At 39.9% G+C, this 25,055-nt stretch carries 20 protein-coding genes; 13 read left to right on the plus strand and 7 right to left on the minus strand.

All coding sequences use genetic code 11. The annotated features are described in order from the left end of the window. The 5 genes from HWQ23_RS28180 to HWQ23_RS28200 all read right to left on the minus strand — a co-directional run. A partial coding sequence (locus tag HWQ23_RS28180; protein WP_472850515.1) for a WD40 repeat domain-containing protein occupies positions 1 to 761 on the minus strand: 761 nt, incomplete at its 3' end. 1 nt (position 762) lies between these two features. Then, positions 763 to 2,334 (minus strand): AAA family ATPase, encoded by a 1,572-nt coding sequence (locus HWQ23_RS28185; RefSeq protein ID WP_292836102.1) that lies wholly within the window; start codon positions 2,332 to 2,334, stop codon positions 763 to 765. Between the two features lie 428 nt (positions 2,335 to 2,762). Next, positions 2,763 to 2,957: a hypothetical protein gene (locus tag HWQ23_RS28190; protein ID WP_292836105.1), complete on the minus strand. Its 195-nt coding sequence runs from the start codon at positions 2,955 to 2,957 to the stop codon at positions 2,763 to 2,765. A 233-nt stretch (positions 2,958 to 3,190) separates the two neighbouring features. After that, a complete protein-coding gene (gene pheT, locus HWQ23_RS28195) occupies positions 3,191 to 5,641 on the minus strand; it encodes a phenylalanine--tRNA ligase subunit beta (RefSeq protein ID WP_292836108.1) in 2,451 nt (816 codons plus the stop codon). A 695-nt stretch (positions 5,642 to 6,336) separates the two neighbouring features. Beyond that, positions 6,337 to 6,573, minus strand: a complete 237-nt coding sequence (locus HWQ23_RS28200; protein ID WP_292836111.1) for a hypothetical protein — start codon at positions 6,571 to 6,573, stop codon at positions 6,337 to 6,339. A gap of 76 nt (positions 6,574 to 6,649) precedes the next feature. Here HWQ23_RS28200 and HWQ23_RS28205 point away from each other — a divergent pair, with 76 nt between their 5' ends. Together HWQ23_RS28205 and HWQ23_RS28210 are read left to right on the plus strand one after the other, a co-directional pair. Next, positions 6,650 to 7,582, plus strand: coding sequence for a hypothetical protein (locus HWQ23_RS28205; RefSeq protein ID WP_292836114.1), 933 nt, complete (start codon positions 6,650 to 6,652; stop codon positions 7,580 to 7,582). A gap of 459 nt (positions 7,583 to 8,041) precedes the next feature. Then, positions 8,042 to 9,043: a glycosyltransferase family 8 protein gene (locus HWQ23_RS28210; RefSeq protein ID WP_292836117.1), complete on the plus strand. Its 1,002-nt coding sequence runs from the start codon at positions 8,042 to 8,044 to the stop codon at positions 9,041 to 9,043. Between the two features lie 199 nt (positions 9,044 to 9,242). Here HWQ23_RS28210 and HWQ23_RS33510 read toward each other — a convergent pair whose 3' ends face one another. Further along, positions 9,243 to 9,338, minus strand: a complete 96-nt coding sequence (locus tag HWQ23_RS33510) for a type II toxin-antitoxin system VapB family antitoxin (RefSeq protein WP_365742978.1) — start codon at positions 9,336 to 9,338, stop codon at positions 9,243 to 9,245. Between the two features lie 63 nt (positions 9,339 to 9,401). Further along, entirely contained in the window at positions 9,402 to 10,784 is a 1,383-nt protein-coding gene (locus HWQ23_RS28220) for a response regulator (RefSeq protein ID WP_292836120.1), read from the minus strand. A gap of 736 nt (positions 10,785 to 11,520) precedes the next feature. Between HWQ23_RS28220 and HWQ23_RS28225 the strand changes: the two genes are divergently transcribed. The 11 genes from HWQ23_RS28225 to rfbC all read left to right on the plus strand — a co-directional run bounded on the left by HWQ23_RS28225 (position 11,521) and on the right by rfbC (position 25,046). Continuing rightward, positions 11,521 to 12,195, plus strand: coding sequence for a vWA domain-containing protein (locus HWQ23_RS28225; RefSeq protein ID WP_292836123.1), 675 nt, complete (start codon positions 11,521 to 11,523; stop codon positions 12,193 to 12,195). 50 nt (positions 12,196 to 12,245) lie between these two features. Then, entirely contained in the window at positions 12,246 to 13,025 is a 780-nt protein-coding gene (locus HWQ23_RS28230; RefSeq protein WP_292836126.1) for a PP2C family serine/threonine-protein phosphatase, read from the plus strand. A gap of 60 nt (positions 13,026 to 13,085) precedes the next feature. Next, positions 13,086 to 15,254: a tetratricopeptide repeat protein gene (locus HWQ23_RS28235; RefSeq protein ID WP_292836129.1), complete on the plus strand. Its 2,169-nt coding sequence runs from the start codon at positions 13,086 to 13,088 to the stop codon at positions 15,252 to 15,254. Between the two features lie 696 nt (positions 15,255 to 15,950). Beyond that, positions 15,951 to 16,724: a glucose-1-phosphate cytidylyltransferase gene (gene rfbF / locus HWQ23_RS28240; RefSeq protein WP_292836132.1), complete on the plus strand. Its 774-nt coding sequence runs from the start codon at positions 15,951 to 15,953 to the stop codon at positions 16,722 to 16,724. A gap of 101 nt (positions 16,725 to 16,825) precedes the next feature. Then, positions 16,826 to 18,040: an L-2-hydroxyglutarate oxidase gene (gene lhgO, locus HWQ23_RS28245; RefSeq protein WP_292836135.1), complete on the plus strand. Its 1,215-nt coding sequence runs from the start codon at positions 16,826 to 16,828 to the stop codon at positions 18,038 to 18,040. Between the two features lie 582 nt (positions 18,041 to 18,622). Next, complete coding sequence (locus HWQ23_RS28250) at positions 18,623 to 19,651, plus strand: NAD-dependent epimerase/dehydratase family protein (RefSeq protein ID WP_292836138.1); 1,029 nt, start codon at positions 18,623 to 18,625, stop codon at positions 19,649 to 19,651. 195 nt (positions 19,652 to 19,846) lie between these two features. Continuing rightward, positions 19,847 to 21,115 carry a class I SAM-dependent methyltransferase gene (locus HWQ23_RS28255; protein ID WP_292836141.1) on the plus strand — a complete coding sequence of 423 codons (1,269 nt, stop codon included), beginning with the start codon at positions 19,847 to 19,849 and terminating at the stop codon, positions 21,113 to 21,115. Between the two features lie 203 nt (positions 21,116 to 21,318). Then, entirely contained in the window at positions 21,319 to 22,272 is a 954-nt protein-coding gene (locus tag HWQ23_RS28260; protein WP_292836143.1) for a glycosyltransferase family 2 protein, read from the plus strand. Between the two features lie 89 nt (positions 22,273 to 22,361). Continuing rightward, entirely contained in the window at positions 22,362 to 23,369 is a 1,008-nt protein-coding gene (locus tag HWQ23_RS28265; protein WP_292836145.1) for a glycosyltransferase family 2 protein, read from the plus strand. Between the two features lie 50 nt (positions 23,370 to 23,419). Then, the gene (locus tag HWQ23_RS28270; RefSeq protein ID WP_292836148.1) at positions 23,420 to 24,271 is read left to right on the plus strand and encodes a phytanoyl-CoA dioxygenase family protein; all 852 of its coding nucleotides are present in this window, start codon (positions 23,420 to 23,422) and stop codon (positions 24,269 to 24,271) included. A 217-nt stretch (positions 24,272 to 24,488) separates the two neighbouring features. Next, positions 24,489 to 25,046 carry a dTDP-4-dehydrorhamnose 3,5-epimerase gene (rfbC, locus tag HWQ23_RS28275; protein ID WP_292836151.1) on the plus strand — a complete coding sequence of 186 codons (558 nt, stop codon included), beginning with the start codon at positions 24,489 to 24,491 and terminating at the stop codon, positions 25,044 to 25,046. Positions 25,047 to 25,055 lie beyond the last annotated feature (9 nt).

A 25,055-nucleotide genomic window follows, 5' to 3' on the forward strand; every position in this document is an offset into this window, starting at 1 on the left:
AATACCAAGGAGTTATGACCAGTCAGGGTAGAGATTTCCTTTCCGGTCTGCAAATCCCACACTTTCAGGGTCTTGTCTAATGAACCAGAAACGGCTGTTTTTCCATCTGGGGCGATCGCTACTGCATTTACCGAGCGGTTATGACCAGTCAGGGTAGAGATTTCCTTTCCGGTCTGCAAATCCCACACTTTCAGGGTCTTGTCTAATGAACCAGAAACGGCTGTTTTTCCATCTGGGGCGATCGCTACTGCATTTACCAAGGAGTTATGACCAGTCAGGGTACGCAGTAGGTTTCCGCCTGGAGTGGTTAAGCTGGCTGTAATGGGGCGAAATCGAGGAATTTCACTTTTACTTTGTGCTGCATCTGACAATATTTTCTCAATTTCTGGCTGGGGAAAACTCTGCAACCTTCCCCATAATTGTCCTACTAATTGGGTTAGGTCTTTATTCAAAACATGGGCTGATAACTGTAGCGCATCTTGAATTAATTTCAGGATTTTGAGTTGTTCAGGGTCTAGTTTATTTTCTTCTTCTAAATTCTCCCATACCTCTGGATTACAAATCAAACTATAATCTCTAATTAGGGCTTCTACTCCAAATTGAGGATATTGAAGTTTTAAGGAAATAAAATCAAAGTCTGTGAGAGTTTGATAATACTTTTCCGAGTTTCCTGCTTTTAATTGTTGTTCAGGAAATTGACCTAGAAAAAATTTTTGAAATTCTGCTGATTTGCAGGCTATTTTACTGGCAATTTCCCCCATTTTATTCCATCTCCTTCAGCATATAATTAGCCATACTCTGATTAACTTCTTTAAACAGTTTTCGACCTTTACCTAGTTTATCTTGTCCTTTGAGAAATTCCAGAAAACTACGATGATAAATACTATAGTAAGTTTTTCGTTCTTCTTCATTTACTTTCGGTGTTACATACTCAATCCAATCATTTAACACCGATTTCACATCATATTCATCCTCATCCTCATCAAGAATTTCTGTAATCATATTTAGAGATATTGGCTCACCTCTTTCTACCAATATGTACAGTATTTTTACCTTCTTTTCATTAGATTCATTATCCATCCCTATCCGATTCCAATGAGTCGTATAATAGTCTTGAAGACCTTGTGGTAATCCCTTTAAAGTTAAATCATTGTATTTACCTTCAGAGATTCCGGGTAACAGATAGCGCAAATATATAAAATTATTTTCACTCTTGACAGCTATTTCCTGAGTAAAATTATCCTCAGAAATATTACGCTCATTAATCCAAATTCTTAGTTGATGATCGTTCTGCAAAAATAAGTAAATATACTCTTTGACATCTTCTCGATTCAAAACTGTATAATCACTTTTTGTCAAATCTAATTCATCTACAGGAGTATCTGGAGACAAAGTTAAACGTTTTGTTTGTTGATTATAAGGTCTTCTAGTCAGTAAAAAATAAACTCCATCGGGAAGATTTTGTGGTAAATCTAAAAGATTGCTATTTCCTTCTTGTTCTACTTCATCTAGTGCATCAACAACAATGACAAGTTTTTGTCCTTTTAGTTCTTCACTGGCTTTTTGCAATAAAGTCCTTAAATCGGCATTTTCAGCATTTTGGAGGGAATAACGCTTAATTAATTGTTGACGAATACTTGCTAAAAACTTTTCTGGTTTGTTGCGTCCTTCAGCGAAAACATTAAAATAACAAGGAACCTTAGTAGCTAAAACATATTTAGCAGCGATCGCACTTTTACCCATCCCTGCATCGCCAACCACAATAAAATAACCTTTGGGTTGAGTGGTGAAGAATTTTTGAATCGCCTTGAACACAAAATCACGACCGCAAAATAAGCGCGTTTTTTCAAAAATTAAGGCTTTAAATTCTTTGGGATAAACATCTAAATTCCAATCTGGGTAAGGCTGATATCGTGATGCTTTCGTTTGTTTAGCAACTACAATAAACACTTCCCCAAATTCTTCTAATTCACCCAAGAAATTGATTTTGGCATTAATTATCTGGGTTTTTAGTTCGCTATTTTGATTAAGAAATCTTTTTGTATTTTCTACAAACTTAGAAGGAGTATTATTACTATAAGCATCCCAAAAATAATCTTTAATTACTTTCTCTTTAAACAGGTTTAAAATTGCTTCAGGTTTAAATACACCATACCTTACCAGAGCGTAAACATAAACAGTATCAACATCATCAGGAATTTGGGTAGGATTGAGTTTTAATTCCTGTAAAACTTTGATGACAGCTTCGTTTTTTTGAGCTTGTTTAATGATTATTTGACTAGCTTGAGGAGCATATTTACTAATAACAGAAGTAATGGCGGCAAATTCTATCATCGTTGATTACCGAAGATTTATTTTTTTATGGGTAGCGTCAGAGCAAATTATACAGTAAATACTGTTGATTAGTAGTATAGATGTAATACTGCTTTATTCAAGCAACTGGGATTAGTGTTATTAGATGCGATCGCCTCCCAATACGGTTCGGTTAAGGCAAGAGACGCGATAAATCGCCGTCTCTACAAAGGACTGATTATTGTAAAGACGGCGATTTATCGCGTCTTTGCGATTAGCGGCGTGTCATCAAAAAACCTTATCCGAACCGTATTGGATCGCCTCCTTCCCCTCTACCCATACACGATTATCATTATTAAGGATATTTTAAGTATTTTAACTGATTGACAAAAGGGACTTTATCTTAACCTATCACCGATGGGCTACACCTACGCATTTGTTATTTCGGCGATGCCTACGGCTAGCTACGCCTACGCATTTGCTATTTCGGCGAACCCATTTGCTATTTCGGGGTACTCATTTGCTATTTCGGGGTACTCATTTGCTATTTCGGGGTACTCATTTGTTATTTCGGCGAACCCATTTGCTATTTCGGCGATCGCATTTGTTATTTCGGCGATCGCATTTGCTATTTCGGCGAACCCATTTGCTATTTCAGCGAACACATTTGCTATTTCAGCGAACGCATTTGCTATTTCGGCGAACCCATTTGCTATTTCAGCGAACGCATTTGCTATTTCGGCGAACTCATTTGTTATTTTGGCGTGTCAACAAGTCTGAAATAGCTGATTAACCAGGGTTTTACCCCACCCTAACCCTCCCCTTGTAAAGGGGAGGGAACTAGATTGATTTCCGGTTTCCCCCCTTTACAAGGGGGGATTAAGGGGGGTAATTACTCCTAACTTCTCAAATTGACGCCGAATTTTTCCACCAAGGCTTCGCGGACTTTATTGTGTACTGGTTCGACTTCAGCCTCAGTCAAAGTGCGATCGCTAGCCCGATAAACTAGACGGAATGCTAAACTCCTCTGTCCTTCGGGGACATTTTCGCCGCGATATTCATCAAATAATTCCACTGATTCGAGCAAATCTTTACTCGCTTTGGTAATTACTTTTTCAATTTCGGAAACTGAGATTTTCACGGGTGCGAAAAAGGCGATGTCGCGATCGCTAGCTGGATAGGTAGAATAGGGCTGGAATGTAGGAACGAGAACTTCATCTTCTCCCAGAGAATCTAAAAGCACATCTAGATCCAACTGGAAAACATAAACGGAATCTGGTAAACCTTTTTCTCTTCGCAGTTGGGGATGGAGTTGTCCAAAAATACCCAGCCTGTTACCTCGAATCCACAGGGAAGCGGTACGTCCTGGATGTAAGCGATCGTCGCGGCGATCGGGTTGAAATTCTACCTGCAAGGCAAGTTGGCGAAATACACTTTCTAAAATGCCTTTGGCTTCAAACCAGGTGATCGGTTGTTCGCGTCCACCTTTTGACCATTTGCCAACGGAAATATCCCCTCCCACAATCCCCGCAAGGGCTTCTGTTTCTTGCAAACCGTCTTCTTCTCGCCAGAAAATTTGCCCGATTTCAAAGCCGTTAAGGGCACCATTACCCTGCTCTAAATTGTATTGAAAGGCATCAATTAACCCAGATATCAAATCGGTTCGCAGCGCTGAATATTCGACAAATAACGGGTTTGACAATACTATATTTCTGTCTTCTCCTGGTTTGACTAAAGAATAGTGGATTAATTCTGTCAATCCTTCAGCCCGCAGGAAAGCTCGTAACTTGCGAATCAATTCTTCATCTAAAGGCAGATAGCCAGCTTCCGCTTTTTCTGGTAAGGTATCACAGAATTTATTGTAGCCATAGAGACGGGCGATTTCTTCAATTAAATCAATTTCTCGCTCTAAGTCGCGGTAACGATAAGGTGGCACAGAAACTGACCATGTGGGTTGATGGGTGCTATCTTCTCCTGAAGGAGTCAATTGACATCCCAATGCAGTTAGGATGCGCTCAACATCTTGTTCTTGGAGTTCACCTGTGTCTTCTTCCAAATCGATTGGCCCAAGTATCTGATTAACTCGGTCTAAACGCAGTGCGATGGAACGACTCCAAGTAGACGGATCGGGGCGGGTGTCGGCAATTTGCTGCTGGACAAGAATTCCACTAGCCAATTCGCTAATTAAGGATAAGGCGCGGCGATTAGCTATTTCCAACTCAGCGCGGTTAACTCCCCGTTCGTATCTACCAGAAGCCTCACTTCTTAAGCCTGCACTCCGGGAAGAACGGCGAATTGCCACGGAATCAAATAAAGCTGCTTCTAAAACTAGGCTTTGAGTCCCTTGATGGACTTCTGTTTCTTCACCACCCATGACTCCCGCCAGTGCAACGGGTCTGTCGTTAGCGGTAATTAACAAATTTTGGGATGCGAGAGTGCGAGTTTGTCCATCCAGGGTTTTGAGGAATTCTCCATTATTGGCGAAGCGAACACCGATGGTTAAATTTTCGCTACTTGCAACAGATTGTAGGCGATCGCGGTCAAAGGCGTGCAGTGGTTGTCCCCATTCCAACAAAACGTAGTTAGTAATATCCACAACATTACTTATGGGACGTACCCCAGCAGCCCGTAAACGCTGTTGCAACCATTCGGGAGATGGAGCAATTTTTACCTGTTCGATTACCGTACCAATGTATGCAGGACAAGCTTGGGTATCGGCAATTTTTAAAGCTAAATTTCCGGCACTTTTGGTAATCGAGACTTCACTAGGTTCAGGAATGCTCAACTTTCCACCAGTCAAAGCTGCTACTTCCCGTGCTACGCCTACCATACTCAGAGCATCAGCGCGATTAGCAGTTGCAGTAAGGTCTAAAATTACATCATCTAGACCCAACAACGGACGCACATCACTACCCAATGGTAAATTTTCCTGGGTAAAAATATGAATTCCGTCTACATCGGTGGGCAAACCGAGTTCCTTTAAAGAACAAATCATGCCCTGAGATGCGACACCACGCAGTTTTGCAGGTTTAATTTTTAAATCGATGTTGGGTAAGTAAGTACCTGTAGTTGCTACTGGCACATAGATATCTGCTTTCACATTAGCAGCGCCACAGACAATATTTAAAGTTTCACCTGCACCGATATCGACTTGGCAAACACTCAATTTATCGGCGTTGGGATGGGGTTGACGCTCAAGCACTTTCCCAACAACCACGCCATTTGCCCAAGTGCGGCGGTCTTCAATTTCTTCTACCTCAAACCCCGCCATTGTCAGGGTTTCGGCTAATTCTTCTGGACTAAGTTTTATCTCTACTAGTTCGCGCAGCCAATTTAGAGAAATACGCATGGAGTGTGCTTGTTTTAGGAATCGTCTTTTGTTCTCATTTTAGGGTGCCTAAGCTAATCGGCATTTAAGTTGCTGCCATCAGGGCGGGCTTTTCGGCCCACCCCACAAGATATTGAGAAAATTTTGATCTGCTTTCTTAGATGTGTTTTAGCTTACTAGCGATCGATGGCTACTCATCCCGCAAGGCGTACCCTTTCACTTGAACAATCGTACTACGTTAGACTGGCAGAACAATCTTTCTTCCTAATCTTTTCTTGCTGTCTTGGCTTCTGTCAATGTGGGAGATATGTTTGAGCCAACTAGATACACTAGCCCGCCACGGCGTAAATAGAGCAATCATTTAAAATTCCTAAAAAGCCCATTCCATAATACTTTTGAATGCGTGAATGCGTGATTGCGTGACTGACGCCTTGCGGTATTAGCCCGCTTATTCCCCACGAGTTTTTAAATCCTGGAAAGAAGTTAACACGATTAGCGATCGCAGAACTTGAATCTTTTAGGAGTTACGCAAAATATCTTTCAAACTCCTATTTCTCCGTGTCCTCTGCGCCTCTGTGGTTCGTTATTCCGTAACTCTTGCCTAAGTCCTATCTTTAAAACTCGATCAAACCTGATAACTAATATTTTGTCACTCAACAAACTACAAAAATCAGGCTTGACTCTTTTTGTAGTCTAGTTGGATTGAATTGTAGTACTCAAAAGAGGTAAATTTGCCCTGTTTGAGCCGAAAAATCACTGCTAAAACTGCCTCTAAAGCATTCACCATCAAGATTTTGGGCAATTTTCTTGAAATCTGCCTGAACAATATCAAAAGAATGGCCAATTGAATCTAAATTTTGTTCATTTGAAATGTAAATCTGATTTTGTATAGTTTTGGTAAGTGTGGTACTTGCTCTTTTTATTAGTATTTCTTTATTGAAAATGAAAGCCAAAAAATGCTTTCATTCATGTCGTTGATCTTCCTCTTGAGGGAGGAATTTCAGTTTGAATAATAGGACTTTAATTCTAATGGCAACTTCTGACAATAGCCATAAAACTGCTGGGTCACAAGGTACTAGCAACAATTCAACTGGTAATGGCAATTTTTCTTTCAGTGATGGCAAATGGCAGTTCACCGATGGCAGCAGTTTAGATGGTGGCGGTGGCTTCGCTGGTGCTGCTAGTAGTAGTAATACCTTCGCTTCCTTCAGTGGTGGTAGCGCATCTGGTGCTAACAACCCCTTTGCTGGCGGTAGCGCATCTGGTGCTAACAATGCCCTCCCCGGTAACTTACCATTTGGCAGCACTCCCCCCTCCAAGGAGAGTGGTAACAACCTACCTAAAACTGGCAACGGTCTACCTGTACCTTATAAGAGTGATAACTGGATATCTGATCTTAAAAACTTAGATGGTGCAAATGCCACCGGCAACAGTGGTCAAGGTAACGGTAACTGGTTATATGGTAGTAACAACAAAACCGACGGTAATGGTAACTGGAATTTTGGTGGTAGCAACACAACCAACGGTAACGGTAACTGGAACTACGGTGATGGCGGAAAAATCGAAGGTAATGGTAACTGGGGCTTTGGTAACGAGAACACAACCTCCGGTAATGGTAACTGGAACTTAGGCAATAACAACGACATCCTTGGTAATGCCAATACACAGACTAGTCATAACAATGACATACTTGGTAGTGGCAACATTGCCAATGTAAGTAACAGCAATCTCCTTGGAAATCGGATTGAAGCCAGTGGTGATGGCAAAACACTCATTGGTAATGAAGGCTGGAATTTCTCTGTTAGTGGCGAACTGATATCGCTAGGTAGCACTACGCCCAGCCAAACTATCGGCACAGATGTCAGCAGTTTACTCAGTAGTCCTGACCTTGTAACATCCGCCATATCAAATCCAGGCTACAACAACCCGAATTATAATTTCTCAGCCATAGCCATATCCTAAAATTTTGTAGCAGACAGAAGCGAGTTTTTGCATCGGTAAGCCTGTCTATTGTGGCAATCAGCCTTTTTGCCTTGAGTTGATTACATTTTGAATACAATACTTCTCTAGGACTTACGCATTGACAAGAAATACTAAATATCAATCAAGGTTAAAAACCATATCTTTCGTAAGGGCACAGCATTGCTGTGCCCCTACAGCATCGTCTATTTACGTAGTTTACCGCCGTAGGCATCGCAGGATAATTAACAAAAGCCTGAAAACTTCCTCAAGATCGTTAATTGGGATCACGATGCATTTGTACAGTGCGTAAGTCCTATTCTCGTCCTGTTCCAATCATACTCACGGGCGGTATAGCAAGGAATCAGGGAAAACAGGCGTTAACTTCGGTATTTATACGGTGATTATGTTCTGATCTCTGCGTCTATCTTAGCAATATCTAAGTTATATAAAAATGCAATAATGACAATCCTATCAAACGAAAAACCAATTGTTCTTGTTTGTGCTGCTGATGATAACTACTCTATGCCGATAGCATCGGCTACCCGCTCAGTTATTGCCAATTTCCAAAGTGAACACAAGTTGGTTCTATATATTATTGATGGGGGAATTAGTAAACTCAACAAACAGAGAATTATCAAAAACTTAAAATCTGAGGAAGTCAGTATCAATTGGCTTAAGCCCAGAAAACAGGGCTTCCAAAATCTACAAATTTCATCCACCATTACAATAGCTGCTTACTATCGGCTTTTAATTCCTCAACTTTTACCAAAGCAATTTAATAAGGCAATTTACATTGATAGCGATGTGATTGTACAAGGAAATATAGAAAGATTATGGAATATTGATATTGGAGAATATTATCTATTGGCAGCACAGGATATGGGAGCGCCTTATGTATCTTCGTCAAGAGGACTGATAAATTATCAAGAGCTTGGCATTCCTCCAGAATCTAAATACTTTAATTCTGGGGTTCTAGTAATGAATCTCAAAAAATGGCGGGAAGATAATATTTTTGAAAAACTAATTGAGTATTTGGCAATAAATAAACAGTATGTGCGGTGGCATGACCAAGATGCTTTGAATGCTATTCTTGCAGGAAAATGGGGAGAACTTGAACCCGGATGGAACCAAATGCCATATTTGTTTCAATATTCATCTTGGCAAGATAGTCCGTTTACAGAAGATGTATTCAATCAGCTAATTAATAATCCTGACATTATTCATTTTTCAACTAAGGATAAGCCTTGGCACAATAATTGTAACCATCCTGACAAAGATTTATTTTTTCAATACCTTGATAATTCAATTTGGTCTAATTGGAATCTTGAACAAGCTGAAAAAAAAGAAAGGCAAAGGCGGATGGCTTTTTTACACAATATTTATTATATGGTGAAGCAGCGAATTAAATCACTCATCAAAGATAATAAAAAACTAAATTTGTCTTTCAATCGAAAAAAGTAAGTAAACCCAAAGGCAGCAAGGCTATAGCGAGGACGCTGCTAAAAAATTTGTCTATGACAGCGAAGCCGACACTGAAGTATCAACAATGACTTTCATCCACTTTGGCGCTGTTGCTTGTAGTGATAATCATCGTCATATTCAATCGTGCCAAATATCTCCAGAATTTTCAGTTGCTTTTTCGACGTTGCACATATTCTGGTTATGCCTCTTCAACAACGGCATCCTTGGTTGGATGACCAGCAAGTTCAAGAGTTTCCTTAATTAAGTTTTCGTCAATTTCTAGATTAGTAGCCATGTGTAGATTCTTCTAATTACGAATTACGTTACTAGCTAAAAGCTGTTAGATTTTGTGGTTAGTTTAAGTCAAATGCATGAAGACTATTTTCAGTAATTCCGCGCGAGTAAACGGTTTAGTGAGATATCCAGATGCCCCCACCAGTTTCGCTTTTACTTTGTCTACAATTCCTTTACTCGCCGTCACAAAAATGATCGGAGTATTCTTAAAAATTAAATTATTTCGTATAATCCGACACAACTCATAACCATCGATTCCTACCATGTTTAAATCCAGCAAAATTAAGTCCGGTTTGTGCCTTATAATTGACAAAGCAGCTTTTATTGGATCGTTGATAGTGACTACAGAAAAATTTTCATTTTCTAAGAAATAGCTAATTTCTTTGAGAATTGTCGGGCTATCATCTACAGAAACGATTTTATGGACTTTTTCTGCCGTTATAGTAGCAGCCGTTACTCTTTGGAAAGTAGGATTTATGTTATTTGATAGTGTTGGTTCCTGAAAGTTTTCTCTTGGAGGAATAGAAATCTGTAGTAATCGCTGAACAGGAGCTATATTCTCTTGAGGAATACTTGGGTAATTGATGGTGATACTTAGCTTTTCTTTTGTGCGAACTAACTTTGCAATCAATTTTGAGAAAAGCGATCGCTGCTCAAATATCTTTGGTAATTTATCAAATGGTGGATCTGGTTCATGCAACATAATCGCACCCTTAACGATGTAAGGGTATAAATTGCCAGCCAGTTCGATTTCATCTTGATTCATAATTACAGCCAGATGAGACAGGCTAAAACCCTTCATCCAATTAGTTAAATGTGGCTGGAGGTTTGGTAAATCTTTTTCCTCAACTTTGCTGTTAATCAACAGATAGGGGCGTTGATATGGAGATGAAATTTGGGGAACAAAAGCCTGCCACTCCTGTAATCGCGCTTGGCAATGTTCTAAAATTTTGTCTACATCTAGCCGACAATTTTTTGGCGTTCTATTCAGTGCTTCTGTTAATTCATAAGTACCTTCTTTGATGAGCAAAAATGATTCAATCACCTCTTTAACTAATTCTTCAACCAGCACTGCTGCTTGTCTAGAAGGTAGATGTTGTTGACTAACAAGCCAGGATATAGCCTGATACTCAGGAGGGTAGCTTATGGAATTGCTGTCATGTTCGATTAACTGACTATGTGAATCAGGTTCAAACATCAGACGTAATTGAACACGAACCTCACTGGTAAGTAGTGGAATTTTGTGGCTGAGGCGGCGCAAATGACGTTCTAATCGATCAAAAGGTTCCACTGAATGGGTAGCGTAGGTTATTTTGCCCTGTTCTAAGTAAATAGACCAAGAAACTGAGTTACTCAATGCTTGTAAACAAGTACTGTCGGAGCTATTGGATAACTGTCTTAATAAACTTAGAGGACGTAGTTTGGTAAATGCACCTGAATTATTCATATTTTTCAAGTTTTTTGCGGAATCAACAACCGAACATTTGTAAATTAAAAATATCAGCTAGGAAATATTATCTTCTTTGTAATATTTCTCTATACACAAATTATTTTTTTTAAAATATGTATATATATTAAAAATTATAATTTTTAATATTTTTTTGTTGCATTTAGCACATTGTACTTAATTTATTTCAAAAAACAAGTAGGTGGGTATGAATAAAGGTAAACACTGATCATGGCTAGACTATCAATAGATGTTGGTTGCTTCTAAGCTCTACTGACTACCGACAACTCTTGGCTGAAGACCTTAATAATGACGTTTATTTATACCCACTCTCTTAAAGAGGCAAATTTGATTCCAAGTTCCCGCACTTACACTGGTATACTTCTAGAACCAATGATCTTAATTATGGTTAATCACTTTTCTCTAAAGGAACGATTCTCCTACATAAAATCTTTAAAAAGTTATCTTGGAAAGTTTACGTATTTATTGTACTGTAGGTTTAATGGATATAAATTTTTGGTAGATACATTACAACAGGTAATGGCCGATTTTGATAAACTAAGCTATGCTCAAGTTCATCTTAATAATATAGATAACTTTATGAAAATAATTTGTTTAATAAAGATTAGAACATCTACCAGTAGATACTATATTCTGTAGTGGCTTCGGCAACTGAAATTATATACTCTGAGTAAAGGGAAATAAAGCTTTGAACTTTAACATAACACAAAAAGTTATGCATGATACATTAAGACTTGATGAAGTAGTAGAATTTGCTGAGAACCCAGAACCACGTTGTCCTTGTGTACTGTTGCTAGACACATCTGGCTCGATGCAAGGAGACCCGATTGAGGCTTTAAATCAGGGTTTACTAAGTTTAAAGGATGAATTAGTCAAAAATTCCTTAGCTGCAAGACGGGTGGAAGTGGCGATCGTAACTTTTGATAGTAATATCAATGTAATACAAGACTTTGTGACTGCCGATCAATTCAATCCGCCTATTTTGACAGCACAGGGCTTGACTACGATGGGTGCAGGAATTCATAAAGCTTTAGACATAATTCAAGAGCGGAAATCTCAGTATCGTGCCAATGGGATTGCTTACTATCGTCCTTGGGTATTTATGATTACCGATGGAGAACCGCAAGGCGAGTTAGATCATGTGGTAGAGCAAGCATCGCAGCGCCTACAAGGAGACGAAGCAAGTAAGCGTGTAGCATTTTTTACAGTAGGTGTAGAAAATGCGAATATGACGCGTTTAAATCAAATAACTGTGCGTACCCCCTTAAAACTCAAAGGATTGAATTTTATCGAGATGTTTGTCTGGCTATCAACTAGTATGGCAGCTGTTTCTCATTCGCAGGTGGACGAGCAGGTAGCACTACCACCGATTGGTTGGGGGACTGTTTAATTAAAAATCGCAGCTTGATGTTTACACAGCTAGCTGCTGGAAAAAAATCTATGAACATATCAAACCAGATTGCTCAATGGCGGATTGTGGCTGCGTCTGTATGTGGTACAAGTCACTTAAAAAACAACCAGTTATGTCAGGATGCTCATCATTGGCAGATATTGTCAGATAATGTTTTAGTGGCGGCCGCAGCAGATGGCGCGGGTTCTGCTAGCCTTGGAAAAGTGGGAGCGATGGTTGCTGTGGAAACAGCAATAGAAAACATTTCCACCAAAGGATTGACCCAAAAAATCTTGAATGATGATGCATTGGTGCGATCGCTCTTAAATGATGCCATACTAGCTGCTAAAAAAGCTGTGGAGGCTGAGGCGGTTACTAGTGACAAACAGCCTCAAGATTTAGCAACTACCTTAATTATGATGATTGCCACACCAGAAGTTGTTGCTGTGGCACAGATAGGTGATGGTTTGGCAGTGGCAAAAGATAGCATGGGCAACCTCTTGGCACTGACTATACCTGATAGCGGCGAATACATCAACGAAACCACTTTTTTGACTTCGCCTAACGCTTTAGATACCTTACAGATGAGATTATGGCGCACAGATATAGTAAATGTTGGTATCATCACCGACGGATTACAAATGTTGGCTTTGAATATGGTTGTTGGCGAACCTCACAAACCCTTCTTTTTTCCCCTGTTTGAATTTGTAGCCAATACCAAGGATAAGACAGAAGCGAAAGAGCAGTTGGTAAAATTTTTACGCTCAGAGCGGATTACACAACGCACTGATGATGATTTGACACTGATTATAGCTGCATTCAAAGACTGATGAGCAATACATCTACAGGTTTGACATCTTACAATAACTCCCGTTAGCGGTAATTTCATTATGCAGGTACTACGTTGTTCCCCTAGAAAAGAAATCCTCAGCCTCAATGTCAGTTTGGGGCGTGGCGGTGAAGCTTGTGTTTATGCAGTGCCATCCGATAGCAACTTGGTGGCGAAGATTTACCACAAGCCAACAACTGCCCATGCTGATAAACTCCAGGCGATGCTTGCCAACCCGCCAGAAAACCCGACAGCTAGTTTGGGGCATATCTCTATCGCTTGGCCAGAGGATTTATTACGGGCAGCAGATGGCAAAAATAGCGTCCTTGGCTTTTTGATGCCACATATTCAGGGGATGCGTCCAATCATCGACTTTTACAACCCCAGAACCCGTCGTCAACACTGCCCCTTATTCAACTATCAGTACCTGCTCCGCACGGCTCGCAACCTGGCGGCGGCTTTTGCAGCTTTGCACGCGAGTGGATATTGCATTGGTGATGTAAACGAGTCAAATATCCTCGTCAGTGACACCGCACTGGTGACTTTGATAGACACAGACTCTTTCCAAGTACCCGACCGAAACAACAATGTTGTTTATCGTTGCCCAGTAGGTAAACCAGAGTTTACCCCACCAGAACTCCAGAATAAAACTTTTGCCCAGCACGATCGCGAAATCTCTCACGATTTATTTGGGTTAGCGGTGTTGGTATTTCAACTCTTAATGGAAGGCACCCACCCATTTTCGGGGATTTTTCAAGGTGCGATTGAGCCACCACCCTACGAAGCCCGCATTGCATCGGGTCATTTCACTTACAGCGAAAAGCGGCACGTACCCTACCTACCTACACCGATTGCACCCCCTTGGGAAATTCTCCATCCCGGCTTACAAGAACTATTTGTGCGTTGTTTTGAAGAGGGTCACAACAACCCACTGCTGCGCCCCACTGCCCAGGCTTGGCTCTCAGCAATAGCTGAAGCCGAAGATTCCCTGATTACCTGCACGACAAATCCCCAACATCGCTACAATAACCACATGCGTGGCTGTCCGTGGTGTGAACGTACCGTGCGATTAGGCGGACGCGACCCCTTCCCATCACATCGGGCTATAGAAGCTAAAGAACATCTACAACCGCGAATCAAAGCGAAAAAGCACTACACCCAGACACCGCGTTTTCCACAGCGAGCCATGCCATCGCACCTAGTTAATTATTGGCAGCCAGCAACTACCCCAAGCGGTTCACCTTATAAACCTTCCAAGAAGTCAAAATTGTACCCGATTATTTGTTGCTTGCTGGGTTTTGGTTTATTGGGATATGCGGATGTAATGATTAAATTTACGCAGCCGTTTATTTCCCAAAATGCTTACACCCAACAAACATTGAAGCCTCGCCAGATAAATAACAACCTCAGCTTCGTTGATTACTATCAGCAAGGTGACGCTGCTTACAAACAGCGAGATTATGACAAAGCAATTGTCAACTTTAGCGAAGCAATTCAACAAGAACCTAGACTGACCATAGCTATTGTAAATCGTGGTAATGCCCGTTATAACCTGAAAGACTACGAAGGAGCAGTTGCAGATTATAGCCAAGCTCTGCAAATCAAGCCCAATCAAACCAAAGCTCTTGTAAATCGGGGCAATGCCCGCTTTATGCTCGCGGAATATAGCAACGATCCTGATCAACAATATAACCTAGCGATCGCTGACTATAATCGGGCTATCGGTCTGGATAGTAATGAAATTGAAGCTTATATCAGACGGGGTATTGTCCGCACCCAAATGGCTAAATATAGCGGTGAATCTCAACAAGGTTACAAAAGAGCGATCGGAGATTTTACTCAGGCAATAAAACTTAATGTATCCAAAGCCGAAGCTTACTTTCAGAGGGGTGTTGTTTATTATCAAATTGCTCAATATAGCAGCAATTATGAGCAAGAATATAAGCTAGCGATCGCTGACTTTAACCAAGCATTAACTATTAGCCCCAAACTAGCAAAAGCATATCTAAAACGAGGTATGGTTCGCTATGAACTGGCACAATATGGCGGTAGTGAATCTACCAAAAACCAGACGAAAGCTATCGAAGATATACAGGCATCTGCCAAAATCTTTCTTGACCAAGATGATATGGATAATTATCAGCAAGCACTCAGTAACATGTGTGTAGTGATCGAAAACAAATGTGACCCTTTATTCCAAAACCCAACTAATCTGGAAAAAACTAACTAAGAGGATGTTTCTAAAGTCTAATTTATTATTACTCCCCAACGCTAGTAGGGAAAGGGCTGTTCTTGTTAGGTCTGTATTAAACTCAACACAGAAGCCAATTATATTCGCCCAATACTTTGAAAACATCCTCTAAAAACAAGTAAGTTTTGTTACTTGCATATTATTGGCTTTGATTGAAAAAATCAAGCCTAACTAGGGTTCGCACCAGCTAACCCTAGTTATTTTATGGGTAACATTTTTATTTAATTGAGTAATTTATTTTCAGGTTTAGAGATATTCATAGAGCTTTTATATAGAAAAGATTTTAATTTATATTTCCTTCATAATTTTGCCCAAAATTACAGTTAGATTGTTGACGGAGAAAAAGAAAATAGAAACAAATTTTTCTCTATCTAAGTGCATCCTCTTCATGTCGATAAAGCCAAAGAATTTTGGATTTCGGATTTACGATAGCGTCGGGTTAGCGAGTCCTCGAATCTCACGAACCTATGAGTAGATTTGTGCCGCCTACTTTCAAAGAGGGGTATGTACTAAAAAACTCTGTTAATCCCTTCTCCCAAGGGGAGACGCTGCGCGAACGGGTTCGGCAGTTGCTCATGGGGGAAACCCCCAAGACCGCACTGCCTCACCAAAATCTAAAATCTAAAATTGGCACGGTCAAATAATAATATCCCTACAAATCTCCGAGGTAATTGCATGAAAGCGGTGATTTTGGCTGGAGGACTTGGTACACGCCTCAGTGAAGAAACTAGTATCAGACCTAAGCCGATGGTTGAGATTGGTGGTAAGCCAATTCTCTGGCACATAATGAAAACTTACTCTGCCCACGGCATTAATGACTTCATCATTTGTTGTGGTTACAAAGGTTACATAATTAAAGAGTATTTTGCTAACTACTTCTTACATATGTCAGATGTTACCTTTGACATGCGATTTAACCAGATGAACGTGCATTCTGGTTATGCTGAACCCTGGCGTGTCACCTTAGTAAATACGGGTGATAATACAATGACAGGCGGGCGCTTAAAGCGAATCAGCGAACATCTTGGTAATGAAACTTTTTGCTTCACCTATGGTGATGGTGTAAGTGATATTAATATCACCGAGCTAGTTAACTTTCATAAACAACAAAATACATTAGGAACACTCACAGCCGTTCAACCAGCCGGACGTTTTGGAGCCATTTCCTTAGGATATGAGCAAACTAAAATTACCAGCTTTCGAGAAAAACCTGAAGGTGATGGAGCTTGGATTAATGGCGGTTATTTTGTGTTAGAACCAGAAGTAATCAATTTGATTGCTGATGACTCTACGGTGTGGGAGCAAGAGCCATTAGAAAAGCTAGCTGATATGGAACAGCTATCTGCTTTTAAACATCATAGTTTTTGGCAACCAATGGATACTTTACGTGATAAAAACTACCTAGAGGGGCTATGGAATAATAGTCAGGCTCCTTGGAAAGTTTGGTAGGGGGAGAGACGCGATTAATCGCGTCTGTACAGGAGTTATGAATTTTAACTCCCCACTCCCCAGTTCATAGATTTACTGTAATTTAAAGTAGAATAATACTAATGTATGATTTTGCAATTATCGGTGGGGGAATAGTTGGACTCTCTACAGCGTTAGCTTTAGGAAAACGCTATCCCAATGCGCGTATTTTAGTACTCGAAAAAGAGAGCCAATGGGCATTTCACCAAACAGGCAATAATAGCGGGGTGATTCATTCTGGTATTTACTACAAACCAGGGAGTTTCAAAGCTAAATTTTGTCGTGATGGTTCTCGCTCTATGGTAGAGTTTTGTCAAGAGCATGGAATTGAGCATGAAGTTTGTGGTAAAGTAATTGTTGCAACTGAAGAACAAGAGCTACCACGCTTAGAAAATCTCTACAAACGCGGCTTAGATAATGGTATAGAAGTCCAGAGAATCAGCCCCGAAGAAGTCAAGGAAATTGAACCTCACGTAAAATGTGTAGGTGGACTTCGGGTATTATCAACTGGTATTGTCAATTACAAGCAAGTTTGTTTGAAATACGCCCAGCTAATTCAACAGCAGGGTGGAGAGTTACACCTGAATACAAAAGTTCTGAAAATCTCCCCAAGTGGTAAAAATCAGGTACTGGAAACAAACAACGGTAGCTTTGAAACAGGCTTTGTAATTAATTGTACTGGGTTGCATAGCGATCGCACCGCCAAATTAGGTGGAGTTGAACCCCAAGCAAAAATTGTCCCATTCCGGGGAGAATATTACGAACTCACAAAAGAAAAACGCTATCTAGTCAAGACACTAATTTACCCAGTTCCCAATCCAGATTTTCCCTTCCTGGGTGTTCACTTTACCCGGATGATTGATGGTAGCGTCCATGCAGGGCCAAACGCGGTTCTGTCGCTCAAACGCGAAGGTTACAAAAAAACCGACTTTGACTTGCGCGATTTTCTTGAAGTCATCACCTATCCCGGTTTCTGGAAATTAGCAGCCAAACACGCTGATGAAGGCATCCAAGAAATCATTCGTTCCTTTAGTAAAGCAGCCTTTACCAGAAGTTTGCAAAAACTAATTCCCGAAGTCCAAGCAGAAGACTTAGTTCCCACCCATGCAGGAGTCCGCGCTCAAGCCTTAATGAACGATGGCAAGCTTGTAGACGACTTTTTGATTGTTTCCGGTCAAAACTCCATTCATGTTTGCAATGCTCCTTCTCCTGCTGCCACATCCTCTCTAGAAATTGGCAAAGCCCTAGTCACTCAAATTCCCCAACTCTCGCATCTAGATAGTGTAGTAACTGCATAGATAACATAGTTATTACTTCCGGGCTGCTGAATAAAAGGATGAATCTTGTATAGTGGGCATCTTTTCCAGCCTGGAAATACAAGGGACGGGTAAGATACCCATCCCACAAGAATAAAAGTGTAGTGCATCAATTAAGAACCGCTATAGAGTGCTGTTACCCAATGGGTAATATACACCCCCAACCCCTCCCCGCTTTTCGGGAGGGGAGACAAAGCACAGCTTTGGCTCTTTGGGGTTCTCCGGGTTTAATAAGTAATCAAGCGGACATAATATAAGTCGGCAAACTATGTAATGACTGTTAGCCGAGTTATATATAGCGCTTCTGGGTTGAGTCCAATGACCTAACCCCCAACCCCTTACGCCAGGTGCTTCAAGTCGGCGGAGCCGCCCAACGCACTGGCTCCCCTATAAGGGAAGGGGAGCAAGATTCAAAGCCTCTCTCCTAAGAGGAGAGAGGAATGGAAGTGAGGTCAAGTTATTGCATACAAACGAAAAAGCGCTTCCCTCTCGGATGCAACACATAGTAGGGCGAACATCTGTGCGCCCCTAATTTAACTCATCAATACAAAGGCATTAACCACAATGAAAATATTAGTAACTGGCACAGAAGGCTATCTTGGTTCATTATTACCTTCTCTATTAATTGAACGGGGACATGAAGTTATTGGTCTAGATACCGGTTTCTATAAAGTTGGTTGGCTGTACAACGCTAATGGGGTAACACCCAAAACCCTCAACAAAGATATCCGCAACATCACCCCTGATGATTTGGAAGGTATCGAAGCAATAGTTCACATGGCGGAACTCTCCAACGACCCCGCCGGACAATTGGCACCGAATATTACCTACGAAATTAATCATGTAGGTTCAGTTCGTCTGGCTAGTCTGGCTAAGGCTATGGGTGTGCGTCGCTTCGTATATATGTCTTCGTGCAGTGTCTACGGTGTTGCTACCGCAGGTGATGTTACAGAACAATCCCCAATTAATCCCCAAACAGCCTACGCAGAATGCAAAACTCTGGTAGAACAAGATGTCAGACCACTCGCTGACGATGACTTCTCTCCCACCTTTATGCGGAATGCCACTGCCTTTGGTGCTTCTCCCAGGATGCGCTTTGATATTGTTTTAAACAACTTAGCAGGGTTGGCATGGACTAGTAAACAAATCAAAATGACCAGTGACGGCACACCTTGGCGGCCATTAGTCCACGCACTGGATATTTGCAAAGCAATAGTTTGCACCTTAGAAGCACCACGGGACATTGTACATAACCAAATCTTCAACGTGGGAGATACAGCAAACAACTATCGTGTCAAAGAAATCGCTGAAATTATTGCTGATGTTTTCCCAGATTGTAAATTGTCCTTTGGTGACAACGGCTCAGATAACCGCAGCTATCGCGTATCTTTTGAGAAAATCAACACAATCTTACCCGGATTTAAATGCGATTGGGATGCCCGACTTGGTGCCCAGCAGCTATTTGATTTATTCAGCCAAATAGATATGGCTGAAGATACTTTCTTATTCAGGGGATTTACCCGATTAAAGCAGCTAGAGTATCTCATTCGTACCGAGCAAATTGACAAAGATTTCTTCTGGAATAAAAAGTAGCTATTGGGTATTAGTGTGTAAATAAATAAGTAGCTGGAGATAATTCGTAGTTTTTAAAGCAAAAATTACGAACTTATCAAATCAAAATTTGCACACTAATAGCAGTATGAAAACATCAAAGTTTCCGAAAACAATAATATTGTATTCGGACTTATTCCATCCATCAAATGATTTGTAATCAGTGAGTTGAATTTTATGCCGATAGCAAAATGTCGTTTCAGTGGTCAACCTCTGCGCCAAACCTTTATTGATCTAGGAATGTCACCTTTAGCGAATGCTTATCTGGCACCAGAACAGCTAAATAATGCCGAAAAATTTTATCCTCTCCATGCTTATGTCTCAGAAGACACTCTCTTAGTTCAATTAGAACAGTTTGAAACTCCAGATCACATTTTCAGCGACTATGCTTACTTTTCTTCCTACTCCGTAAGTTGGCTAAAACATGCTAAGGCTTACACCGATATGATCGTAGAAAAGTTTGGCTTTAATCATCATAATCAAGTTATTGAAATTGCCAGCAATGACGGCTACCTACTGCAATATTTTTTAGAAAAGGGAATCCCAGTTTTAGGAATAGAACCAGCCGCAAATATAGCCAAGGTTGCCCAAGGCAGAGGCATTCCTAGTATCAACAAGTTTTTTGGAGTTGAAACTGCCAAAGAACTAGTGATACAAGGAAAACTAGCAGACCTTTTGATAGGCAATAATGTTTTAGCTCATGTACCGGATTTAAACGATTTCATCGCTGGGATGAAACTCATCCTCAAACCCAATGGCATTTTGACGATGGAGTTTCCTCACATTTTACAACTCATTCAAGGAAATCAGTTTGATACGATTTATCATGAGCATTTTTCTTACTTCTCATTCCTGACTATCGAAAAAATTTTTGCAGCGCATAACTTACAACTTTTTGATGTAGAGGAATTACCAACTCATGGCGGTTCCCTAAGAATTTATGCCAAACATGATCACGCTGATAATCTTAGTATTAGCGACCGACTTAGGCATCTAAAAGCAAAAGAAATCGCTGCTGGGCTGCATAATATAGAGACTTACATTACATTTGCCGAGAAAGTCAAAGAAACAAAGCACAAGCTATTAAATTTTCTATTGACGGCTAAAGCAGAAGGTAAATCAATCGCCGGTTATGGCGCACCGGCTAAAGGCAATACATTGCTCAATTACTGTGGGATTGGTAAAGATTTTATCGATTACACAGTAGATTGTAGTCCCTACAAGCAAGGCTTATTTTTACCTGGAACTCATATTCCCATCTTTGAACCAGATAAAATCCGCGAAACTAAACCAGATTATCTCCTAATTTTACCTTGGAATCTCAAGGAGGAAATTATGGAACAAATGGCATTAATTGGCGAGTGGGGTGGACAGTTTGTAGTGCCAATACCTGAAGTAAAAATTTATCCATCTCCTGTTCCGGATAGGCTTTTAATAGCGTCGTAATTACTAAATAGAAGTAAAAAAAACGCCTTTTATTACTAGTTATTTAAGTCTTTGAATAATAGACAATATTTAAATAGTAATTAAAAGGCGTACTCTTATAAAGTTTTTGTCACCAAACACAAAAAATTAGACTAGAAAGCAGATCGTTAATTACTAAGCTGCTGTTTGTACTGATTCTTCTTGACTACAGATTTAAACTTAATATGAATAAATTACTTACCATCGCCATTCCTACATTCAATCGTGCCCAGCTTCTAGATAAACAACTTACTTGGTTAGCTAAAGCTATTAAAGGCTTTGAGTCTGACTGCGAAATCTTTATTTCTGATAATTGTTCTACAGATAATACCCAAGAAGTAATTAAAAAGTGGCAGATAATTCTCAGTAATGTAAAATTTACATCAAACAAGAATAGCGAAAATATCGGTGTAATGGCTAATATTGCTTGTTGTTTAAAAGCTCCAACTAGTAAATATGTTTGGACAATTGGTGATGATGATCCAATTCAAAACAGAACCCTAGATTATGTGTTAACAACACTCAAAAAACATTCAGATTTAGCGCTAATGTTTTTAAACTTCTCCGGTCGCCAAAAACGAACAGGTCAACTTGTTGTAGAACGTTGGTTAAATAGTGATAACGACGAGCTAAGAGTTGATGGTAAAGCTGTATTCCAAGGTTATCTGAAGGAAAATTTTGGTGGTGTACTTTTTATATCAGCAGCAATTTATCGGACAAATATAGTACAACAAGCTTTACAAAAGTGGCCATCTGCTACTACTAATTGGGCGTCTCAAGCATATTGGACTGGGTTTTGCGCTGCTCATGGAAGTGTCATTGTCACTAAAGACATTTATTTAGAATGTACTATGGGTGCTAGTTTTTTGGATCTTGACCCAACATGGAACTTTAGAATGCGATATGCTTACATACCTGAAGTTTATATAAAACTACTAAAAGTAGGATATCCTCATAAATTTTGTCAGGAAATGATTTGGCAGAATTTCCAACAAAAAACTGACTTAAAAATCTTATTAGGTGCTTTCAAACGTTGGCCTTTGTTGACAATCAAGATATTTATTCCTTACCTACGTCTGTTAAGTATATCAGCTTGGGCAATTCTCTTTCCACCCAAACAACTAGAGACTAGCCTGTAATTTAGTGTGTTAATTGCCAAATTACTATTAACACTACTTCTTGGCGATAACCACTCATATACCAATTTTATTAACTACTATTTCTTGCCATGCATAAATTACTGACCATTGCTATACCGACTTATAATCGTGCTGAGTTACTTGACAAACAGTTAGCATGGCTAGCTCAAGCTATTAAAGGTTTTGAAGATGATTGTGAAATTGTAGTTTCTGATAATTGTTCAACAGATAATACTCAGGAGGTGATCCAAAAATGGCAAATAATACTTAACAGCATCACATTTAAGTCAAATAAAAACTTTAAGAATTTAGGCGTAGTCAAAAATATTATGTATTGCCTAAATTCTACTACAACAAAATATGTTTGGACAATTGGTGATGATGACCCAATTCAAGATAGAGCCATTTCTTATGTGATTAACAAACTCAAGCAACATGAAAATTTATCATTATTGTTCCTCAACTTTTCTGGCCGTAACCAAATTACTGGTGAACCAGTTCATCCACCAACAATTGTTGGTAATCGCTGGTTTGATGTAGATAGTGAAGATGGTGATGGTGATGGTAAAGCTATATTTGAACGTTGTTTTTCAAAAAGTGTTGGCGCAGTCATTTTTCTGACTGCGACAATCTACCGCACTGATTTAGTAAAACGCGCTCTACAAAATTGGCAAGATGCTGAGAATAACTGGATATCTTTAGCATATTTAGCCGGGTATTGTGCTGCTAATGGCAGTGTAATTGTCACTAAAGAAACTTATTTGGAATGTGTTGTTGGTGTGAGTTATTGGCAGAAAGAACCAAAATCTGCACTGTTAATGCAATATAAACACATCCCCGAAGTGATTTTGAAACTGGAAGAGAATGGATATTCTAAGCAGTTTTGTAGGCGGATGCTTTTGCAGAACTGCAAAGAAGTCAACTTGAAAGTTTTCTTAGGTGCTTTAAGAAGATGGCCTATGTCCGCCATCAAAATAATAGTTCCCTTTTTGGCTTTAGTTAGTTTATGTGCTTTTGATGTGATGGTTTCTCAAGAGTTAAGATTAGCAGAATCAATTGAAATATCTACTCAAGAAGTACAGACCTATAAGCGATAAACTACTAAATTACTGATAAATATATATCCAAATTAGAAGGTATTTACACCATGTTTAACACGATTCAACGCAAAATTTCTACACTGTCTGCTGACTTTAAATATTACGTAGACCGTTGGCAGCATAGCAGAAATATGCCAGCATTAGAAAAAAGCGATCGCCACATTCTTAATGCTCTCAAAAAAGACGGTGTTTACGTCACAACACTGGCAGATTTAGGGTTAAACTCTAGCTCCGAACTCCTAAAAGCTGCTTACCATGAATTGTCTCAGATGGAAAATCCCAACAACGACCATCTAGATGAAAAGTTACCCCAAATTTCTACAGTTACAGGTTTACCAGAATTTTATGCCTGGGGGATAGAAAAAAGACTGGTCAACATCATCGAAAATTATATTGGTCTTCCCATTGCTTTTCATGGTGTACATTTACGCAAAGATTTAAAAAATAAACATCAGTTTGGGACGCTGCTATGGCATAGCGATGCAGAAGACCGTCGGATTATCAAAATCATTATTTACTTGAATGATGTAGAAGAAAAAACTGGGCCTTTTGAATACATTCCCCGCTCTTTAACTTCCTTATTTAGTTGGAATTATTTTCGACTTTACTACAAACTTTGGAAGTCAGGCTATACGGGTATCGACGATGAACAAGTAAAACCAGTCATCCCCAAATCAGCTTGGAAATCCTGCCCAGGCCCAGCAGGTACTGTCATTCTTGTAGATACGAAAAATACTTTGCATCACGGCACAGTCCGCACAGAAGACCGGTCAGCACTATTCTTGTGTTACACCACTAACCCTCCTGAAAGACCAGACCTCTGCACCCAATACTGGGATGATACTTATCCTAGAGCAGAGTTACGTTCTGCATTAGATGCAGTTAAAGTTTCAAGTTAAAAACGTTCTCGCCAGAAGAATATCTAATTTAATTAACCGCAGAGGCGCAGAGAACACAGAGCAAGAGAAAAAAAGGGTTGCACTCTATGAAATTTGTAAGTTTAGGACTGACACAAAATATCTCTCAAACTCTCATATCTCCGTGCCCTCTGCGGCTCTGTGGTTAGTTTAATTTCCGGCGCAAACACTAAGCAAACATTCATCTCAAAGCACTTAAATGATTTTCACCGAAACCGCACTCAAAGACGCATTTATTATTGATTTAGAAGAAAAACCAGACCACCGTGGTTTTTTTGCTCGGTCTTTCTGCGCTCAAGAATTTCAAGCACATGGCTTAAAGCCAATTGTTGCTCAATGTAACCTGTCTTTTAACTACAAAAAAGGCACTATCCGGGGAATGCACTATCAAATTCTGCCAGCAGCAGAAACGAAATTAATTCGCTGTACTAAAGGCGCTATCTATGACGTAATTATTGATATGCGTCCTGAATCTCCCAGCTTTTTATCACACATAGGTGTAGAACTAACTCCAGAAAACCACCGCGCCTTGTATGTTCCAGAAATGTTTGCTCATGGCTATCAAGCACTCACAGATGAGACTGAAGTTGTATATCAAGTGGGTGAATTTTATACGCCAGGGTATGAAAGAGGTTTACGCTATGACGACTCATTCTTTAATATTGATTGGCCTCTAGATGTGACTGAAATCTCTGAGAAAGATTTAAATTGGCCTTTGTTGAGAATGATGACTGTTGGCGGTACAGCTTCCAGATAAATATAGGCT

Origin of the sequence: Nostoc sp. JL33, from assembly GCF_017114985.1 — a bacterium.
Classification (GTDB): Bacteria; Cyanobacteriota; Cyanobacteriia; order Cyanobacteriales; family Nostocaceae; genus Nostoc.

Coding starts and splice junctions, on each gene's coding strand:
- HWQ23_RS28270 (WP_292836148.1), top strand. CDS start 23,420: ATGTTTAACACGATTCAACGCAAAATTTCTACACTGTCTGCTGACTTT.
- HWQ23_RS28255 (WP_292836141.1), top strand. CDS start 19,847: ATGCCGATAGCAAAATGTCGTTTCAGTGGTCAACCTCTGCGCCAAACC.
- HWQ23_RS28205 (WP_292836114.1), top strand. CDS start 6,650: ATGGCAACTTCTGACAATAGCCATAAAACTGCTGGGTCACAAGGTACT.
- HWQ23_RS28225 (WP_292836123.1), top strand. CDS start 11,521: ATGCATGATACATTAAGACTTGATGAAGTAGTAGAATTTGCTGAGAAC.
- HWQ23_RS28235 (WP_292836129.1), top strand. CDS start 13,086: ATGCAGGTACTACGTTGTTCCCCTAGAAAAGAAATCCTCAGCCTCAAT.
- HWQ23_RS28185 (WP_292836102.1), bottom strand. CDS start 2,334: ATGATAGAATTTGCCGCCATTACTTCTGTTATTAGTAAATATGCTCCT.
- HWQ23_RS28250 (WP_292836138.1), top strand. CDS start 18,623: ATGAAAATATTAGTAACTGGCACAGAAGGCTATCTTGGTTCATTATTA.
- rfbF (WP_292836132.1), top strand. CDS start 15,951: ATGAAAGCGGTGATTTTGGCTGGAGGACTTGGTACACGCCTCAGTGAA.
- HWQ23_RS28210 (WP_292836117.1), top strand. CDS start 8,042: ATGACAATCCTATCAAACGAAAAACCAATTGTTCTTGTTTGTGCTGCT.
- HWQ23_RS28265 (WP_292836145.1), top strand. CDS start 22,362: ATGCATAAATTACTGACCATTGCTATACCGACTTATAATCGTGCTGAG.
- HWQ23_RS28260 (WP_292836143.1), top strand. CDS start 21,319: ATGAATAAATTACTTACCATCGCCATTCCTACATTCAATCGTGCCCAG.
- lhgO (WP_292836135.1), top strand. CDS start 16,826: ATGTATGATTTTGCAATTATCGGTGGGGGAATAGTTGGACTCTCTACA.
- HWQ23_RS33510 (WP_365742978.1), bottom strand. CDS start 9,338: ATGGCTACTAATCTAGAAATTGACGAAAACTTAATTAAGGAAACTCTT.
- rfbC (WP_292836151.1), top strand. CDS start 24,489: ATGATTTTCACCGAAACCGCACTCAAAGACGCATTTATTATTGATTTA.
- HWQ23_RS28220 (WP_292836120.1), bottom strand. CDS start 10,784: ATGAATAATTCAGGTGCATTTACCAAACTACGTCCTCTAAGTTTATTA.
- HWQ23_RS28230 (WP_292836126.1), top strand. CDS start 12,246: ATGAACATATCAAACCAGATTGCTCAATGGCGGATTGTGGCTGCGTCT.
- pheT (WP_292836108.1), bottom strand. CDS start 5,641: ATGCGTATTTCTCTAAATTGGCTGCGCGAACTAGTAGAGATAAAACTT.